The organism is Serratia sp. B501 (genome assembly GCF_051172315.1).
Lineage (GTDB): Bacteria > Pseudomonadota > Gammaproteobacteria > Enterobacterales > Enterobacteriaceae > Serratia > Serratia ureilytica.
The window spans coordinates 22,088-36,673 of record NZ_JBPIZB010000003.1 but is presented as its reverse complement, the minus strand read 5'-3'; the positions used below and the strand labels follow the sequence as shown (position 1 = coordinate 36,673).

The 14,586-nt window shown below is 59.9% G+C and carries 13 protein-coding genes; 5 read left to right on the top strand and 8 right to left on the bottom strand.

Translation table 11 applies throughout. From position 1 onward, the window contains the following. Positions 1-17 precede the first annotated feature (17 nt). Positions 18-2,204 carry a glycoside hydrolase gene (locus tag ACSBQV_RS10805; RefSeq protein ID WP_099786150.1) on the bottom strand — a complete coding sequence of 729 codons (2,187 nt, stop codon included), beginning with the start codon at positions 2,202-2,204 and terminating at the stop codon, positions 18-20. Between the two features lie 501 nt (positions 2,205-2,705). Here ACSBQV_RS10805 and ACSBQV_RS10800 point away from each other — a divergent pair. Continuing rightward, a complete protein-coding gene (locus ACSBQV_RS10800) occupies positions 2,706-3,404 on the top strand; it encodes an MgtC family protein (RefSeq protein WP_025303346.1) in 699 nt (232 codons plus the stop codon). 243 nt (positions 3,405-3,647) lie between these two features. Next, a complete protein-coding gene (gene mgtA, locus ACSBQV_RS10795; protein WP_099786148.1) occupies positions 3,648-6,347 on the top strand; it encodes a magnesium-translocating P-type ATPase in 2,700 nt (899 codons plus the stop codon). 48 nt (positions 6,348-6,395) lie between these two features. Here mgtA and ACSBQV_RS10790 read toward each other — a convergent pair whose 3' ends face one another. The 4 genes from ACSBQV_RS10790 to ACSBQV_RS10775 form a co-directional block, all read right to left on the bottom strand. Continuing rightward, positions 6,396-7,169: a DUF3307 domain-containing protein gene (locus tag ACSBQV_RS10790; protein WP_033650823.1), complete on the bottom strand. Its 774-nt coding sequence runs from the start codon at positions 7,167-7,169 to the stop codon at positions 6,396-6,398. A 2-nt stretch (positions 7,170-7,171) separates the two neighbouring features. After that, positions 7,172-7,768: a hypothetical protein gene (locus ACSBQV_RS10785; RefSeq protein WP_094142847.1), complete on the bottom strand. Its 597-nt coding sequence runs from the start codon at positions 7,766-7,768 to the stop codon at positions 7,172-7,174. A gap of 213 nt (positions 7,769-7,981) precedes the next feature. Continuing rightward, positions 7,982-8,161: a hypothetical protein gene (locus tag ACSBQV_RS10780; RefSeq protein WP_004935085.1), complete on the bottom strand. Its 180-nt coding sequence runs from the start codon at positions 8,159-8,161 to the stop codon at positions 7,982-7,984. Between the two features lie 95 nt (positions 8,162-8,256). Beyond that, on the bottom strand, positions 8,257-9,366 hold the full coding sequence (locus ACSBQV_RS10775) for a YbdK family carboxylate-amine ligase (RefSeq protein WP_099786146.1): 1,110 nt from the start codon (positions 9,364-9,366) through the stop codon (positions 8,257-8,259). A 150-nt stretch (positions 9,367-9,516) separates the two neighbouring features. Here ACSBQV_RS10775 and ACSBQV_RS10770 point away from each other — a divergent pair, with 150 nt between their 5' ends. From ACSBQV_RS10770 to arsC, 3 genes are all read left to right on the top strand, one after another. Continuing rightward, the gene (locus ACSBQV_RS10770) at positions 9,517-9,843 is read left to right on the top strand and encodes a metalloregulator ArsR/SmtB family transcription factor (RefSeq protein WP_033650826.1); all 327 of its coding nucleotides are present in this window, start codon (positions 9,517-9,519) and stop codon (positions 9,841-9,843) included. Between the two features lie 69 nt (positions 9,844-9,912). Further along, positions 9,913-11,202 carry an arsenic transporter gene (locus ACSBQV_RS10765; RefSeq protein WP_099786144.1) on the top strand — a complete coding sequence of 430 codons (1,290 nt, stop codon included), beginning with the start codon at positions 9,913-9,915 and terminating at the stop codon, positions 11,200-11,202. 14 nt (positions 11,203-11,216) lie between these two features. Further along, on the top strand, positions 11,217-11,648 hold the full coding sequence (gene arsC / locus ACSBQV_RS10760) for a glutaredoxin-dependent arsenate reductase (RefSeq protein WP_047574689.1): 432 nt from the start codon (positions 11,217-11,219) through the stop codon (positions 11,646-11,648). 26 nt (positions 11,649-11,674) lie between these two features. On the opposite strand, the gene ACSBQV_RS10755 is transcribed toward arsC, so the two are convergent. Genes ACSBQV_RS10755 through fdhD form a run of 3 tightly spaced genes read right to left on the bottom strand, consistent with a single transcriptional unit; the run spans position 11,675 to position 14,490 of the window. Then, complete coding sequence (locus ACSBQV_RS10755; protein ID WP_033643584.1) at positions 11,675-12,637, bottom strand: Dyp-type peroxidase; 963 nt, start codon at positions 12,635-12,637, stop codon at positions 11,675-11,677. Between the two features lie 34 nt (positions 12,638-12,671). Continuing rightward, the gene (locus ACSBQV_RS10750; RefSeq protein ID WP_033643582.1) at positions 12,672-13,589 is read right to left on the bottom strand and encodes a bestrophin family protein; all 918 of its coding nucleotides are present in this window, start codon (positions 13,587-13,589) and stop codon (positions 12,672-12,674) included. 58 nt (positions 13,590-13,647) lie between these two features. After that, the gene (gene fdhD, locus ACSBQV_RS10745; protein WP_033650829.1) at positions 13,648-14,490 is read right to left on the bottom strand and encodes a formate dehydrogenase accessory sulfurtransferase FdhD; all 843 of its coding nucleotides are present in this window, start codon (positions 14,488-14,490) and stop codon (positions 13,648-13,650) included. Positions 14,491-14,586: the final 96 nt, after the last annotated feature.

Sequence of the window (14,586 nt, the reverse complement as noted above, 5' to 3'; positions counted from 1 at the left end):
CACTGTCGGCGGCCTTGCTAAGGTGCGACGTCGAGAGTGCGGCCGTCGGCCAGTTTGGCGCGTACGCTGTGGGGCGCCACGCCGCCGAAAGGCTGCGCGCTGAAATTGGCGGTCAGGGTCGATCCGTCACTGAACGTCGCCTGTTGCACCCAGCCGTCCCGATCGAGCCAGCGAAAGTCGGTTAGCGCTTTGTCCCACAAGGCCTGATGCAGCGGCCGGAAGGCGGCGTCGGCGCGTTTTATCGCCGGTAAGCGCGCCGCCAGAGTGGTGCGGCTCAGGTGGAACATCGGCGCGGTGTTGTACAGCTGGCTGAGCAGGCTGCGGGTGGTCTGAACGTCGCTGAATTTCAGATTGTCGTAATTCCAGTGGTGGCTGCTGACGATAGCATCGTGGAAAACGGCCTGGTACAGCGGCAGGCGGTAACGCGGATCGAATTCGACGGTACGGTAGGGCTGTTTCACTTTGGCGGGGCGGAAGAAAAACGCCGGTTGGGCGTTGGGCCACCAAGCGCCGAGATAATAGGGCGAGGATTTATCCTGATTCATCTGTTTATCTCCCCAGCCGAATCCCCAGGTTTCCATGCCGTGGGCGAACATCAGGCTGCGCGCGGTCACTGCGTTGCCATCCTCTGAGCCCAGCGGCAACTTAAGGGTGGCGCTGAACCAGGCGAGCCGGGCGTTGCGGGCTTCGGCCATCTGCGCCGCGCCGGTTGGGTGGTCGGGCTGATAGTCGTCGGACACCATGCCGGTGCCGTCCACATCGAGAAACAGGCTGTTCAACCCGGCCAATTGCACCAGTTCGCGCATGCGCTGTTGAGAATAGGGCAGGACACAGCCTGGATTGAGGTAATAACCCTGTTTACCGAAGCCGGGTTTCCTGCTGCCGTCTGCGCGCACGATGGCGCAGGATTCCCGCAGCGTCGTCGGCAACTGCGCGGTGAGCCAGCTGTCGTTGACGCCGCGCGCGATGGCGGTATCGTAGGAGTCGTAGCTGGCGATCAGATAACCGGCCGCTTTGGCGGCGGCTACCGCTTGCGGGTGCAGGAAGGCGGCGGTCCAGTTATCGGTGCCTAACCACAGGCGCGGCAAACCGGCCTGGCGCAGCGCGTCGATCACCGGTTTGGCCAACCCTTGCCCCCAACCGTCCGCTGGGGTTAACCAGCGTCCCAGCTCCCGTTGCGCCAGCGCCCGCACTGCGGCGGCCTGGCGCTGCTGCGCCTGCAGAAAGTCGGCGTCATCCGGCGTCGCGCCAAGCGCGAACTGCGCCGTCAACGCCCGGTTGATGCCGTCGATCAGGGGCTGTTGTTGCCAGCCCTCCGGCGTTTTTCCCGCCAGCCGCAGCAGCAAGCTTCTGCTCTCGGCGTCCATCTTCTGCCGCAGCGCTTCGGCGGCGGGAGAGGCGAAGTAGTGCAGTAATCCCGGCCAATCCTTGACATCTTCCGCCGCCAGCAATTGGTCGCCCCACAGATAGATATGGGTAGCGCCGATCAGCTTTTCGCCTTCGGGCGCCTGCTTGATCTTCTCGCGCATGCTGCTGAACCGGCCGTTTTGTTGCAGATAGTCGCGGTAACGGCGGGCGCCGGACAGCGGGGCGTCGCCGACGTGCAGCAGCACCTCGAATGCCTGTTGTTGATTGAAGCGATTGAATTGGTGGCTGGCGCGCATCGCCAGCTTTTCCTGCGCGGTGGCGAAGGCTATCTGGTTACTGAACGGCGTCAACATCAGCCAGCTGTAGACCTTACCCTGGTGTTGCAGGCTCCACAGCGGCAGTTTCAGATCCCAGTTGGTATCCAGCGGCGTCATTTCCGTCGTCAGGTAATGACGCCAGACCGCGTTGTCCAGCGGGATGCGGCTGCCTTCGCCGATCGGCAACAGCAGCGTTTCCCCCTGCGGCATACGATACCAGTTCAGGGTTTGCGGCCGGTCGCTGCTGAAGCTCAGGCGCAGATCGCCGCCTTCCAGATGGGCGCTGACGTTGATTGCGCGTTGCGGCCATCGCCAGTTGGCGCGTTGTGGCGTTGCGGTAAGATCCGCTACCTGTTGCGCAGGCTGCGCCAGATTGATCGGCACCGAGCCTGCGGCGATATGCAGCGTGGCAGGGTCGAGTTCAAACTGCACGTCGCCTTGTTGCAGCAGTAAGGCATCGGCGGGAAAACTGATGAGCAGCGCCAGCGCCAGCGCGAGCGGGGAAAATCGTTGTTTCATCAGGGGCGTCCTTGGAAGATGAAAGAGGGCAGTTTACCGATAAGCGCACTGTCGCCCAATGTCGCCATCTTTTATTTGTGACATCGAAATATAATCGCCGTATTCCAGTTTATTTTTCGTTTAATAAATTAGCCTTTACTTCATTACCCGACGTCACTATACTCAGCCAAAATTTCAGTGGAGAAACCCAATTGGACAGTTGTAGTTGTAATAAAACAAATAAGGCAAGCTGACCAATTCTCTTCTGATTTGTTGCTTGCCGTCATCGGCGGGCAGCACCCCTCTCCAGTTATTTCTGAGCTGTGCATACCCGAATAAGAAACGTTTCCTGATGCCTGACGGTTTCAGGTGAATTGAGTTGGACGTTATTATGGTATTCTGCAGCCACAGCCTTTTCCCTCCAGGCACAGCACGCTGATTCGCTGATTTATTTTCAGCGCGATTTCGCGTGTGCTAAACAGCACATGATTTTATCTCCTGCGGTTAATTAAGGGGACAGTCATGGCTATGACTCCTTTCGTTTTGAATTTATTGCTGGCGATGTGCCTGGGCGCGGTCATTGGCGCCGAACGCCAGTGGCGCCAACGCATGGCCGGCCTGCGCACCAATGCGCTGGTGGCGACCGGCGCGGCGGTCTTTATTCTCAGCTCCATGTCCACCGATCCGGCCAGCGCCGGCCGCGTGGCGGCGCAGATCGTATCCGGTATCGGCTTCCTCGGCGCCGGCGTGATCATGCGTGAAGGGCTTAATATTCGCGGCCTCAATACCGCCGCCACGCTGTGGTGTTCGGCGGGGATCGGCGTACTGTGCGGCCTGGGCCAGCATTGGGATGCGGTGGTCGCTACGCTGGTGATCCTGTGCGCCAATATCCTGCTGCGCGAAGCCGCGCAGCGCATCAATCTGCAGCCGCATCAGCAGGCGACCGATCTGGAACTGTGCTATCGCATTCAGGTGACCTGCGGCGAGCAGGACGAAATTCTGGTGCGCACCCTGATCCTGCAGGCGCTGAACGGCGTCGCCTTGCGGCTGCAATCCTTGCGCAGCGCCGATATTTCGAGCCCGGGGCAGTTGGAAGTGTGCGCGGAAATTACCGCTACGCCGGCCGCGCAAAAAGAAATCGAAGGTATTGTCTGCCGCGTCAGTCTGGAAAAAAGCGTGAGCGCCGTTCGCTGGCGCGTCGCGTCCGAATTACCGGTCTGATTAATGATATAAATATTGATTAACTTGATTATATGTTCAGGTTTATTCATGCACGCCTTGAATAACGCTGAACATTAAGGAGGCGTTATGGACGATGACCCCGGAAGGAAAATGATTCCAGCGTGGCTGACAGGGTAATTCCGCCATTTAGTCACGCTAATAAAAAATTCCAAGCTGCGCATAGTCACCTGTTTATCGGGCGGGGCTTCGCTGTGCGCAGAACTAAAATAAGAGAATAGCGTTATGACTCAGATTAATGAAAGAACGCGTCGCCGTGATAAAGACGCGGTGACCTACGCCATTGCGCAAGAGGCCACCAACAGCATCGCTCAAACGCTGGCGAACCTGAAGTGCAACCGCAACGGCTTGACCCAGGACGACGCCGATGAGCGGCTGGAGCAGTTCGGCGCCAACCAGGTCGCCCATGACAAGGCGCCGCATGCCCTGATCCAGCTGATCAAGGCCTTCAACAACCCGTTTATCTTCGTGCTGATGGTGCTGGCTGCGATCAGTTTCTTTACCGATTATTGGCTGCCGCTCCAGAACGGTGAAGAAACTGAACTCACCGGCGTCATTATCATCCTGACCATGGTCACGCTGAGCGGGCTGCTGCGTTTCTGGCAGGAATACCGCACCAACAAAGCGGCGGAAGCGCTGAAATCGATGGTGCGCACTACCGCCACGGTGCTGCGCCGCAGCAGCTACAGCGCGCATCCGCTGACGCTGGAAGTGCCCATCCGCGAACTGGTGCCGGGGGATATCATCCAGCTCTCCGCCGGTGACATGGTGCCGGCCGACGTGCGTCTTATCGCCTCGCGCGATCTGTTCATCAGCCAGGCGATTTTGACCGGCGAGGCGATCCCTATCGAGAAATACGATGCGATGGGCAACGTGGCGCAGAAGTCGAGCGAAGGGGAAGTGTCCAGCGAGAACGCGCTGCTTGAGCTCTCCAACATCTGTCTGATGGGCACCAACGTCGCCAGCGGTACCGCTACGGCGGTGGTGGTGGCGACCGGCGGGCGCACCTACTTCGGCTCGTTGGCCAAGTCGATCGTCGGGACACGGGCGCAGACTGCGTTCGATCGCGGGGTGAACAGCGTCAGCTGGCTGTTGATTCGCTTCATGCTGGTGATGGTGCCGGTGGTGTTGCTGATCAACGGCTTCACCAAAGGCGACTGGAGCGAAGCGGCGCTGTTCGCGCTGGCGGTGGCGGTCGGCCTGACGCCGGAAATGCTGCCGATGATCGTCAGCTCCAACCTGGCGAAAGGGGCGATCGCCATGTCGCGTCGCAAGGTGGTGGTGAAGCGTCTGAACGCCATTCAGAACTTTGGCGCCATGGACGTGCTTTGCACCGACAAGACCGGCACGCTGACCCAGGACCGCATCATTCTCGAGCACCACATCGACGTCACGGGCGCCAGGGATAACGAGGTGTTGCACCTGGCCTGGTTGAACAGCTTCCATCAGAGCGGCATGAAGAACCTGATGGATCAGGCGGTGATCCGCTTTGGCCGCGGTAAACCGGGGATTGAAGCCCTGGGGCGTTTCAGCAAGGTGGATGAGCTGCCGTTCGATTTCGTGCGCCGCCGTTTGTCGATCGTGGTGGCGGATGAGAATGGCCGCCAGCAGCTGATCTGTAAGGGCGCGGTGGAGGAGATGCTGGAGATCGCCACCCACGTGCGCGAAGGCGATCAGACGCTGGTGCTGGACGACGCGCGCCGTGCGGCGTTGCAGGCGCTGGCCCGAGAATATAACGAAGACGGTTTCCGCGTGCTGGTGCTGGCGACGCGCGAGCTGGATGCGCAGCGCCCGGCCGAACCGCTGAGCGTGGCCGACGAACGCGATATGGTGGTGCAAGGGCTGCTGACCTTCCTCGATCCGCCGAAGGAGAGCGCTCAGCAGGCGATCGCCGCGCTGCAGGAAAATGGCGTGACGGTGAAGGTGCTGACCGGCGACAACCCGGTGATCACCTGCAAGATTTGCCGCGACGTCGGGCTGGAGCCGGGCGAGCCGCTCTCCGGGTTGCGGATTGAACAGATGGATGACGAAGAACTGGCGCGCGAAGTGGAACAGCGCACGGTCTTCACCAAGCTGACGCCGTTGCAAAAATCGCGGGTGCTGAAAATGCTGCAGGCCAACGGCCATACCGTCGGCTTCCTCGGCGACGGCATCAACGATGCGCCGGCGCTGCGCGACGCCGACGTCGGCATCTCGGTCGACACCGGTACCGATATCGCCAAGGAGTCGGCGGACATCATCCTGTTGGAAAAGAACCTGATGGTGCTGGAAGAGGGGGTAATCAAAGGGCGCGAGACCTTCGGCAATATCATCAAGTACCTGAACATGACCGCCAGCTCCAACTTCGGCAACGTGTTCTCGGTGCTGGTGGCCAGCGCCTTCATCCCGTTCCTGCCGATGCTGGCGATCCACCTGTTGATTCAGAACCTGATGTACGACATTTCTCAGCTGTCGCTGCCGTGGGACAAGATGGACAAAGAGTTTCTGCGCAAACCGCGCAAGTGGGACTCCAAAAACATCGGGCGCTTTATGCTGTGGATTGGGCCGACCTCGTCAATCTTCGATATCACGACGTATGCGCTGATGTGGTATGTGTTCGCCGCCAACAGCGTGGAACACCAGGCGCTGTTCCAGTCCGGCTGGTTCATTGAGGGGCTGCTGTCGCAAACGCTGGTGGTGCATATGCTGCGCACCCAGAAAATCCCGTTCATTCAGAGCACCGCGGCGCTGCCGGTCTTGCTGACCACCGGGTTGGTGATGGCGCTCGGCATCTACATTCCGTTCTCGCCGCTCGGCGCCCTGGTTGGCCTGCAGCCGCTGCCGTGGGAATACTTCCCGTGGTTGGCCGCAACGCTGGTCAGCTACTGCGTGGTTGCGCAGATGATGAAGCGTTTCTATATCCGCCGCTTCGGCGAGTGGCTCTAAACCGCCTCGGCGTTCACTTCGGGGGCGAAATTCTTCGCCCCCGCATCGCTACAGCAGTTTGTTGACCAGCAGGCCGAGCATGATGGTCAGCGTGAAGGAAAACAGCGTGCCGAGCAGCACATACTCGGTACGCATCTTATCGTCACTTTGTCGCAGATCGCCGAAACGGAAAATCGATTTGGCCGCCAGCAAAAAGCCGATCGCCGGAATTTGCCCCAGCAGCACAAAGGTCAGGATCAGCGTTCTTTCCAGATAGCCAATCTGTTTGCCCGCGCGCAGCAGCGAATCGTTGTCGGCCTTGGCCGAAGGCGGCATTTGCGGCGTCCAGCGCGCCAGCAGTTGCCCAATCAGCAGGCTCATCGGCAGATAAATCAGGCTGTAGGCCACCAGCACCAGGCCGGTTTGCCAACTCCCCAGTTGCCGTCCCAACGCCGCGAGCAGTTCACCGGCATTCGGCGTCAGCCCCAGCCACAGCAAGGCGATCACCGCCAGATGCAATCCCTGATCGAGCAGAAAGCTGCGGGCCGGGCTCAGGCGGATCATGGCGGTGACTTTCAGCAAATCGATCAGGTAGTGGCTGACGGCGATAACCAGCAGGCTGACCAGCACCTGCAGTGAAGACAGTCCGCCGTGCAGCAGGCCGAAACCGGCCACCACCCAGGCGGCCAGCACCCCATGCAGCAACGCGTGCAACAGCAGAAAACGCGAACGCGCGCGATGTTGGATTTTATCTTCCACCCAACTCAGCGGCTGCAGCGGAAAATCCGCCAGCAGATGGACGATCAACAGCCAGGCCAGTAAAGGCGCATAGGTCAGATCCATAGTCAGACGATCCTGTTAATGGCGTGAATAAACCGCATGATCTCCTCATAGGCCGCGCGTTTGAGCGTGGCGGAGACCGTGGAAGCGGCTTTTTGCAGCTGCTCGGCTACGGCCGCGCCGCTGTCGGCGAACATTCTCGCCTGGACGATGCGCGCTTCGGTCTGCGACAAGCGGCCAATGACATGATCTAACATCGGCAGCAGATCGCTGACAATGGCGTTTGTCCGATCGTTGTCGGTTTTCAGAGCCAGGCGGCAATTTTTTGTCATGGCGTCCAGCGCGCTGCCGGAGTTGATAAAGGCGCTGCCGTAACCGGCGGCGTCGGGCCGTTGGCTACCCAGCCCGACGGCGATGCGCGCATCCCAGTGCGCGGCACCCATCGCCCGCAGCGCAGTGCGAATATACACCGCCAGCAACAGCCCGTCCTCCGGCGCGGCCTGCGCCTGGAAGGCATCGCCGCGAAAGATTTCCACCTGGCGCAGCCGCCCGTCGTGCTGCAGCCGATCGAGCAGGCTGTGCAGCCCGTTGAGGTAGTTGACGGTGTCTGACCGGCGAGAATCGACCAGATCGCCGCTGATTACGCTGATTGGCGTCGGCATGGCGTGATCCGTTGTGGATGGGGGATGACTATAAATTCGCACCTGAATACGAATATGTCAATAATTCGTCTCTAAAGGCGAATTTTCCGGGTTTTGGTCGGTGGAGGCGAAACGTCGGGGGCGAAGAGAAAGGGAGAGAGACGGCCGGGAATGCGCGGACCTGTCAGGCCCGCCACCGGCGGCGTAGACGGAAAGAGACCGGCGACCGGCCGTTCAGAAGCTTTTGACCAGCACGTCACGCGGCATTTCACTGCCGTGTTTCAGCAGGTGCTCAAACGATCTTTCGCTGCTTTTCAGCTGCTGCAAAAACTCCTGCGGCGACAGATCGTGCTTTTTGCCGCTCATGTAAGCCAGCGCCAGTTCTTTTGCCTGATAGCGGGAGAAATTGTACATAGTGTCCTCGATACGGTGAATGTCAGTGCTCACGATTGTAGCGAAAGAGCACATAATGAACAGCCGCTTTGGCGTATGGAATCGATAGCCGAAACTTAACTTGCCGGTTGCAACAGCTCATCGCACAGGCGTTTGATGACCTGGGTTTGCGGCAGGCCGTTGTGCAACATCTGGCGGATATGCTCCGAATCGCTGATGCCCCGGCGCACATGGCGCTCGACCGCCTGCAGCACGGCCCGATCCTCCTGCCGCTCGGCGAAGCCGCTCAGCGTGTCGAGGGTGTGCAGGATATGTGCGGTCAGGCTGTAGCGGCGCAGCGTGGCGGGATCGACGTATTCGGCGGCGAAACCGATGCGATAGGCGTTGATCTTGTTGTAGTTGGTGAAGGCATCGTACTCCGGCGCGATCGGCGTGCGGTGTTGCAACAGAAAATCGGCCAGCAGACGGCAGTAGCCGACCAGCAGCGTGGCGTGCGCGAGGCGCAGCGGCGTATCGCAGATGCGGATCTCTACCGTGCCCAGCTCCGGTTTCGGCCGCGCATCCCAGTAAATATCCTTGACGCTGTCGATGACGCCGGCGGCATGCAGCCGGTCATAGTAGGCGTTGAATTCGCGCCAGCTGTAGATGTGTTCCAGGCAGCCGTAATTGGGGAAAGAATTCTGTGCGCTGAAACGGGAACTGGCAAAGCGCGTATCGACGCCCTGGTACAGCGGTGACGAAGCGCTGAGCGCGATCAGCTGCGGAAAATAGGGCGTCAGCGCATGGCACAGGTACATCGCCTCGTCTCCGTCGTTGACGCCGAGGTGGATGTGTTGGCCGAATACGCAGGCCAGCTTGGAGAGATAGCCAAAGCGGCTGGCCAGCTGCCTGTAGCGCGCGTTGTCGCTGATGACCTGCTTGCGCCAGTCGTTGCTCAGGTGGCGGCCGCCGCCGCAGACGTCACAGCCCAGGCGCCGTGCGCTACGCCGGACGGTATCGGTCAGGGCGCGCAGCTCGGCGTGCAGTGCATCGAGATCGCGGTGCACCGAGCTGTTCAGTTCCACCATCGACTTGGTGAGCTCATGTTTGACGCGCCGGCGGTCGCCGACCGCGCTGACCACCCGGTCAGCCCGATCCGTAAGATCGTAGTGCTCGTCATCGACCAGCTGCAGCTCTATTTCGGTGCCGATGGAGAGTCTTTCCGACGGTTTGAATGTGAGCGGCATGGCGCCTCCTTCCCATAAAAACAGCGTAAGATAAGTATAAGTTGTTGGGCTGGGGATAACGCCTTGCGTTTTATATTTGCTTTTTCGAATATGAAGGTGATATTTTCACGAGCGATTTGTGGAACAGATAAAGGTTAACGGGAGTGCGACATGACGTCATTGACGCCGCTGAAGCTGTTTAAAAACTTGTCGGATGAGACGCGTCTGACGCTGGTGCTGGTGCTGCGCCACGCCGGCGAGCTGTGCGTGTGCGAGCTGTCTGGCGCACTGGCGCTGCCGCAGCCAAAAATATCAAGACATCTGGCGATGCTGCGTGAAAGCGGGCTGTTGCTCGATCGGCGCGATGGCAAGTGGATACATTATCGCCTGTCGCCGCATATGCCGGCCTGGGCGGCGGCTATTATTGAGCAGGCTTATCAGTGCCGATCAGAACAGATGATGGAATTGGCGCAACGCGCGGCGAAAGGTTGCCCGTAACGATAAAAAATTTGCCCTAACATATCCGAAAAAACACATATGTAAACTTAAAGAAGCAGCGAGGCGACGATGATAGTGGCAGGGACAATCTTTATTCTGACGTTGATTTTGGTGATTTGGCAACCGAAAGGGCTGGGCATCGGTTGGAGTGCGTCGATCGGGGCGGGATTGGCATTAGTGAGCGGCGTGGTGCACGTCGGTGATATTCCCGTGGTGTGGCAGATAGTCTGGAATGCGACCGCGACCTTCATCGCCGTCATCATCATTAGCCTGCTGCTGGATGAAAGCGGCTTCTTCACCTGGACCGCCTTGCATGTCGCACGTTGGGGCAACGGCAAAGGTCGATGGCTGTTTACCTACATGTTGCTGCTAGGGGCTGTAGTGGCGGCGCTGTTCGCGAACGACGGCGCCGCGTTGATTCTGACGCCGATCGTGATCGCCATGCTGTCGGCGCTCGGTTTTCGTCCTGCTGCCGTGCTGGCTTTCGTCATGGCGGCGGGCTTTATCGCCGATACTGCCAGCCTGCCGTTGGTGGTGTCTAACCTGGTAAATATCGTTTCAGCGGATTTCTTCCGGCTGGGCTTTACGGAGTATGCGGCGGTGATGGTGCCGGTCAACCTTGCCGCCGTCGCGGCGACGCTGGTGATGTTGCATCTGTTCTTCCGCAAGGATATTCCGCAGCGCTACGCATTGACGCGTTTACCAGTGCCACGGGAAGCGATTCACGATCGCGCGACGTTTCGGACCGGCTGGGCCGTATTGGCGCTGTTGTTGATGGGGTTTTTCGCCCTGGAGCCGCTCGGCGTGCCCGTCAGTTTGGTCGCCGCTTGCGGCGCCCTGGTTTTGCTGGCGGTGGCGAAACGTGGGCGAGCGATCGATACCGGTAAAGTGTTGCGCGGGGCGCCCTGGCAGATCGTCATTTTCTCACTGGGCATGTATCTGGTGATCTACGGGCTGCGCAACGCCGGTTTGACCGATTGGCTTTCCGGTGTGCTGGACGCGTTGGCACGGCAGGGGCTGTGGGCGGCGACGTTTGGCACCGGTTTCCTGAGCGCATTTCTCTCTTCCATCATGAATAACATGCCGACGGTATTGGTGGGGGCGTTGTCTATCGACGGCAACAGTGCGGAAGGCGTCATCAAACAGGCGATGATTTACGCTAACGTTATCGGCAGCGATCTCGGCCCCAAAATTACCCCGATTGGCAGCCTGGCGACGTTACTGTGGCTGCATGTGTTGGCACAAAAGAACATCGTCATTACCTGGGGCTATTATTTCCGCGTGGGGCTGGTGATGACGTTACCGATTTTGTTTGTCACCCTGGCCGCGCTGGCATTGCGGCTGTCCGTTTTGCCCTGACCGGAGAAACCGTCATGAGCGACATCAAGATTTACCATAACCCGGCCTGCGGTACGTCGCGCAATACGTTGGCGTTGATCCGTAACAGCGGCGTTGAGCCGGAGGTGATTTTGTATCTGGAAACACCGCCAAGCCGCGAACGATTGATTGCGTTGCTGGCCGAAATGGGCATGACGCCGCGCGCGTTGCTGCGCAAAAACGTCGAGCCTTACGCCGAGCTGAAACTGGACGAAGCCGGCTGGCGCGATGATCAACTGATCGATTTCATGCTGCAACAGCCGATCCTGATCAACCGCCCCATTGTGGTGACCCCGCTCGGCACGCGTTTGTGCCGTCCGTCGGAGGTGGTGTTGGAGATTCTGCCGGATCCGCAGCGCGGCGCCTTCAGCAAAGAGGACGGGGAGCCGGTGATTGATGCGCAGGGCCATAGGATAACCAACGGCTAATCGCTGCGGCCCCGCATTTCATCCAATCAGTGCAGTTCGGCGCCGCTGCGATCGGCCAGCGCTTCCAGCAGCGGGGCGGAAGGCACGAAGAACAGGGTGCCGGTCACCGCGTGGCTAAAATCGAGCAGCCGATCGTAGTTGCCGGCCGGGCGGCCGATAAACATGTTTTCCAGCATCTGCTCGATCGGCTGCGGGGAGCGCGCATAGCCGATAAAGTAGGTGCCGAATTCGCGCAGGCCGGGGCGGCCGAACGGCATGTTGTCGCGCAGAATTTTCACCTCGTTGCCTTGCTCGTCGGTGATGGTGGTCAACGAACTGTGCGACGACGACGGTTTGACCGCTTCATCCAGCTCGATGTTGGACTGTTTATGGCGGCCGATGATCTTCTCCTGCGTTTCCACGCTGAGCGAATTCCAGCCCTGCATATCGTGCAGGTATTTCTGCACCAGCACATAGCTGCCGCCGCTGAACGCCGCGTCTTCGTCGCCGATCACCGTGTAGTCGAAGGCTTCGTGCCCCTCCGGGTTCTCCGTACCGTCGACGAAGCCGATCATGGCGCGCTGATCGAAATAACGGAAGCCGTGCACCTCCTCGATCACCGTCACGGCGTCGCCGAGCTTGGCGGTCAACTGAGAGGCCAGTTCAAAACACAGATCCATTTCATCGGCGCGGATGTGCAGCAGGATGTCGCCAGGCGTGGCGACCGCAACGCGCTCCCCGCTGCCGATCGGGCTGAACGGATGCAGTTGGCGAGGGCGCGGCGCGCCGAACAGCGTATCCCAGGCCTCGGAGCCGAAGCCGCAGACGCAGGTGAGATTGCCCGCCGGCGCGCGTTTGCCGACCGAACGTACCACGGCGGCGATATCGCCGCACCAGGCGCGCACCGCCGCCAGATGGGCGGGAACGGGCGACAGGGTGGCGACGATGAAAATGGCATGGCGCGTGACCGGCGTGAATACGGCTTGCGGCGGGGTGTTATTTGCATTCATTGCATTCGGCTCCAGTGTGTTCGGGTGAAATAGATCAGATCAAATTAAAGTGCTCGTCGGGTTTCATCGGCGGTGGCAGCGGGCTTTGGTCGTTCATTTCCAGCAGGTTGCGCTCGATGGTGTTGCAAATGGCGTTTAACGGCAGATGGTTGGCCGACACGCCGAACGGATCCTCCAGCTCTTCGGCCAGTGAGTCCCAGGATAAGAAGGTATAGGAAATGAACACCGAAACAAACGGTGTCATGTAATGCAGATCGGTCACCAGGGCAAAAGGCAACAGGCTGCAGAACAGGTAAACGGTGCGCTGCAGGATCAGGGTATAGGCGAACGGCACCGGGGTGCTGGCGAGCCGTTCGCAGCCGCCGAGGGTGTGAGACAGTTCGCTCAGCTTATCGTCGATCAGCCCGAAGGTGATGTCGCTCAGCAGGCCCTGACGGCGCAATTTGCCGATTTCCTGGCCCAGCATCAGCAGGATGCGGTTGGTCGGCATCGGGCTGGCGATCACCTCTGCCAGCTCGTTGCCGGTGAGATTGTGGTACAGATCGGCGGTGGGGTCGGTGCCGCGCAGCTGATGCTTCAGGCTCCAGCTAAAGGCGATCAGCAGCTTGGCGACCTTTTGCTGCACCGCCGGTTCGTCCGGCAGCAGGCTTTTGATCTGGCGCAGCAGGGTGCGTTCGGTAATCAGCAGCGAGCCCCACAGGTTGCGCGCTTCGACAAAGCGGCTGTAGCCGGCGTTATTGCGAAAGCCGAGAAAAATCGCGATGGCGATGCCCAACAGGCTGAACGGCGCGATGGTCAAATGCACGCCGAGCTGTTCGTACCATTGGTAGCTGATCACCGCCACTATCGACATCAGCACGTTCAGCGACAGGCGAAAGGTAATTTTTGACAGCACGGAACCGTGCCAGGCGAACAGGCGGAAAAACCAGTTCTGGTGCGGGCGAATTATCATAACGTGGGTGCTTCCTGGTGTCCTGCTATTGAGAATAGTCGATTCTTATCCGGCGGCGCTATGCCGCCGTTGTCGATTGCCAGAGCCGTTGCGGGTGCGTATAGACGGTGGCGCGCCCCGGTTTGCTGAAGCCCACCAGCGTCAGGTTGCTGCGCTCGGCCACTTCCACCGCCAGACGGGTGGCGGCGGAGACGGCGAACAGGATCTCGACGCCGCACATGGCGGACTTTTGCACCATTTCATAGCTGGCGCGGCTCGAGACCAGCGCCGCCCCTTGCGACCAGGCCTGTTGGCTGCGGTAACCCAGCAGTTTGTCGAGCGCCACATGGCGGCCGACGTCTTCACATCCGCCGCTGAGTGCGCCGTCCGGCTGGATCCAGGCCGCCGCATGGGTGCAGCCGGTCAGTTTTCCCACCGTTTGCACTTCCTGCAGTTGAGCCAACGCCCGGTCGAGCTGGGCCAAATCGAAACGTTGGGTGAAGGGCAGCGGTGCGATGGGCTGAGCAACCTCCTGCAGCTGCTCGACCCCGCAGACGCCGCAGCCGGTGCGGCCGGCCAGGCTGCGGCGCTTCTCTTTCAGCTGCATAAAGCGGCGGCTCGAGAGCTCTACATGCACTTCAATGCCGTTGCAGGCCGGTTGTTGACGGATGTCGTAGATATCGTCGGGAGAGGTGATGATGCCTTCGGACAGCGAAAAACCGATGGCGAAGGCCGCCAGATCTTTTGGCGTCGCCATCATCACCACGTGGGAAATGCCGTTGTACACCAGTGCGACCGGCACTTCTTCCGCCAGCCAATCCTGCTGCGCCTGAGCCAGATCGGTGCGCTGCCAGACCGCATGGCGAGACAGGCAGGCCTGTTCGATGTCGTCGGTTTCTGCGAGGAGTAGGTGCTTGTTCATAACGTTCTCGTGACCGTCGGTGACGAGGCGCCGACGGGGATGAATGCTTATTGAGCAGGTGTGGACATTATACAGGATTCTGATCCCGCTCGCGTA

What these genes read in the sequence shown, in the direction of transcription:
- ACSBQV_RS10750 (WP_033643582.1), bottom strand. Translation starts at nt 13,589, where the DNA reads ATGATAATTCGCCCGCACCAGAACTGGTTTTTCCGCCTGTTCGCCTGG.
- ACSBQV_RS10785 (WP_094142847.1), bottom strand. Translation starts at nt 7,768, where the DNA reads ATGCCGACGCCAATCAGCGTAATCAGCGGCGATCTGGTCGATTCTCGC.
- mgtA (WP_099786148.1), top strand. Translation starts at nt 3,648, where the DNA reads ATGACTCAGATTAATGAAAGAACGCGTCGCCGTGATAAAGACGCGGTG.
- ACSBQV_RS10790 (WP_033650823.1), bottom strand. Translation starts at nt 7,169, where the DNA reads ATGGATCTGACCTATGCGCCTTTACTGGCCTGGCTGTTGATCGTCCAT.
- ACSBQV_RS10780 (WP_004935085.1), bottom strand. Translation starts at nt 8,161, where the DNA reads ATGTACAATTTCTCCCGCTATCAGGCAAAAGAACTGGCGCTGGCTTAC.
- ACSBQV_RS10765 (WP_099786144.1), top strand. Translation starts at nt 9,913, where the DNA reads ATGATAGTGGCAGGGACAATCTTTATTCTGACGTTGATTTTGGTGATT.
- ACSBQV_RS10770 (WP_033650826.1), top strand. Translation starts at nt 9,517, where the DNA reads ATGACGTCATTGACGCCGCTGAAGCTGTTTAAAAACTTGTCGGATGAG.
- ACSBQV_RS10800 (WP_025303346.1), top strand. Translation starts at nt 2,706, where the DNA reads ATGGCTATGACTCCTTTCGTTTTGAATTTATTGCTGGCGATGTGCCTG.
- ACSBQV_RS10805 (WP_099786150.1), bottom strand. Translation starts at nt 2,204, where the DNA reads ATGAAACAACGATTTTCCCCGCTCGCGCTGGCGCTGGCGCTGCTCATC.
- ACSBQV_RS10775 (WP_099786146.1), bottom strand. Translation starts at nt 9,366, where the DNA reads ATGCCGCTCACATTCAAACCGTCGGAAAGACTCTCCATCGGCACCGAA.
- fdhD (WP_033650829.1), bottom strand. Translation starts at nt 14,490, where the DNA reads ATGAACAAGCACCTACTCCTCGCAGAAACCGACGACATCGAACAGGCC.
- arsC (WP_047574689.1), top strand. Translation starts at nt 11,217, where the DNA reads ATGAGCGACATCAAGATTTACCATAACCCGGCCTGCGGTACGTCGCGC.
- ACSBQV_RS10755 (WP_033643584.1), bottom strand. Translation starts at nt 12,637, where the DNA reads ATGAATGCAAATAACACCCCGCCGCAAGCCGTATTCACGCCGGTCACG.